Annotated in this window: 4 protein-coding genes; 2 read left to right on the forward strand and 2 right to left on the reverse strand. The window is 71.9% G+C overall.

Features of this window, described 5'->3' with window-relative positions:
• A partial coding sequence (locus G7A99_RS18245; protein ID WP_163142856.1) for an SDR family oxidoreductase occupies positions 1–234 on the forward strand: 234 nt, incomplete at its 5' end.
• 14 nt (positions 235–248) lie between these two features.
• On the opposite strand, the gene cysQ is transcribed toward G7A99_RS18245, so the two are convergent.
• Both cysQ and nudE read right to left on the reverse strand, forming a co-directional pair.
• On the reverse strand, positions 249–1,076 hold the full coding sequence (gene cysQ / locus G7A99_RS18250) for a 3'(2'),5'-bisphosphate nucleotidase CysQ (protein WP_163142858.1): 828 nt from the start codon (positions 1,074–1,076) through the stop codon (positions 249–251).
• A 12-nt stretch (positions 1,077–1,088) separates the two neighbouring features.
• The gene (gene nudE / locus G7A99_RS18255) at positions 1,089–1,637 is read right to left on the reverse strand and encodes an ADP compounds hydrolase NudE (protein WP_163142861.1); all 549 of its coding nucleotides are present in this window, start codon (positions 1,635–1,637) and stop codon (positions 1,089–1,091) included.
• A 175-nt stretch (positions 1,638–1,812) separates the two neighbouring features.
• Between nudE and G7A99_RS18260 the strand changes: the two genes are divergently transcribed.
• Positions 1,813–2,321: hypothetical protein (locus tag G7A99_RS18260; RefSeq protein WP_163142864.1), on the forward strand; the 509-nt coding region annotated here is incomplete at its 3' end.

The raw sequence follows: 2,321 nt of genomic DNA on the forward strand, positions 1-2,321 counted from the left end.
GACGGCGGCATCCGGGTGAACGCGCTCTCGCCCGGGCCGCTGCGCACGCGGGCGGCCTCGGGGATCGACCGTTTCGACGAGCTCCTGGAGCGGACGGTCTCGCGCACCCCCGAGGGCCGGCTCGCCGATCCGGACGACGTCGGCGCCCTGGCGGCGTATCTCGCCGGTGATCGTGCCCGCACGGTCACCGGCGAGGTGGTCCACGTGGATGCCGGCTACCACGTCATGGGCTAGGGCCTGTTACCGGCCTAGCGCTCGTTGACGGGAAAGCCCTCGAACAGCGCCGTCCAGTCCACGCCCGGGTCGCCCACGGCGACGAAGTCCGGGTTGAGCAGCGAGGCCTTGCGATTGTAGACGAGGGGCGAGGCGTCGAGGCGCAGCACCGCACCGCCCGCCGCCTCGACCACGCACTGCGCCGCGCCGGTGTCCCACTCCGAGGTGGGTCCGAAGCGGGGGTAGAGGTCGGCGCTGCCCTCGGCGACCAGGCAGAACTTCAGCGAGCTGCCCATGGAGGTGGTTTCGAAGCCCGGCAGGCGCTCGAGCAGGGCGTCGACCTGCTCGCCGCGGTGGGATCGGCTCACCACCGCGGTCCAGGGGCCGGGCCCGGCCGGGCGGGTGTGCACCGCCCGGCGCCCGTGGCCGTCCTCGCGGAAGGCACCGACGCCCTCGATACCGATCCAGCTGCGCTCGAGCACCGGTGCGTGGACCACGCCCAGCACCGGCCGGCCGTCGGCGATCAGCGCGACGTTGACGGTGAACTCGCCGTTCTTCTTGATGAACTCCCTGGTGCCGTCCAGGGGGTCCACCAGCCAGTACGCCGACCACTCGCGCCGGCTCTCGAACGCGATGTCGCCGCCCTCCTCGGAGAGCACCGGCAGGGCCGGCTCGAGCTCGGGCAGGGCAGCGGCGAGGTGCTCGTGGGCGGCGCGGTCCGCCTCGGTGAGCGGCGAGTCGTCGTCCTTGCTGGTGACGTCGAAATCCCGTGCATAGACGCGCAGGATGCGCTCGCCGGCCTCACGGCAGAGGGTGAGCACGGCCTCGGCGAGGCGCTCGCGGGTGGCGCGGTCAGGGGTCACTGGCAGTTCTCCTCAGTCTTCGCCGCGCAGCCGGTTGAGGGCCAGGAATATGGCCGCGATGCTGCGCGCCTCGGTCAGGTCGGGCTGGGTGAGCAGCTCGTCGAGCTCGGCGATGGGCCAGGGCACGACCTCGATGGGCTCGGGCTCGTCGCCGGGCAGCGGTGCCTCGTAGAGGTCCCGGGCGAGGATGATGTCGGTGCTGTGGGCCATGTAGCCGGGGGCCAGGGTGAGCTCGTGGAGGGGCTCCAGGCGATTGGCCCCGAAACCGGTCTCCTCGCGCAGCTCCCGGTTGGCGGCGGCGAGCGGGTCCTCGCCGGGCTCGACGCGCCCCTTGGGCAGGCCGAGCTCGTAGCGGTCGGTGCCCGCGGCGTACTCCCGGATCAGGACCAGTTCCTCGCCGCCGGTGACGGCGACCACCAGCACGGCGCCACCCATCCCCGTGGCCAGGCGCTCGAAGGCGACCTCGGTGCCATTGTTGAAGCGCAGGTCCAGCTGCTCGACGCGGAACAGCCGTGAGCGTGCCACCGTCTTCGCTTGCAGGGTCTCGGGTTTTCGCGCCATGGTCCTCTCCGTTGCCCGGGCCGTGCACCGGCATCCGGGTATTGTACAGGTACGCGGTGGCGCCGCGCCCGGTGCCCGTCGACGTGGTGCGGCGCGGATTCGTGCTACCTTCCAAGTGCGGCCGTGTCGACGGCAAGGGCCATACAAAGGCCACAGGGGGAGGTCACAAGGGATTATGCAGGACCTACATGAGCGCATCCTCCGCGCCCATGGGGGCGAGTCCCGCTGGCGTAGCCTGGCACGGGTGGCCGCCACCGCCGACGGCGGCGGCTCGATGTTTCTCGCCCATATGCAGCCACGCCCTTTGCGGGAGGCGGACATCGTCGTCGAGCCGGCCCGCTTCCGCGTGACCATCGCCCCGTTCGAGCGCGAGGACCGTGTCGGCGTGTTCGAGCCGCGCCGCGTCTGGGTGCAGGAACGCGACGGCCGCCTGGTCGGCGAACGCGGCGCCCCCGGCACTGTCACCCGTTCGCTGCGTCACTGGATGGTCTGGGACAACCTGGATCTCCTGTTCGTGCTGGGCATCAGCCTGTGGCAGGCGCTGCTGCTGCCGATGATGCTCTGCCGCTCAGGGGTGACCGCGACGCAGGGGAGCGACCAGGACAACTGGCTGGACGTGACACTGCCGGGGGACCTGCCGGTGCCGGCCCCCGAGCAGCGCCTGCACGCGGACGCCAAGGGCGC

The sequence above is a fragment of the Arhodomonas sp. KWT genome, assembly GCF_010993615.1.

Coding starts and splice junctions, on each gene's coding strand:
- nudE (WP_163142861.1), bottom strand. CDS start 1,637: ATGGCGCGAAAACCCGAGACCCTGCAAGCGAAGACGGTGGCACGCTCA.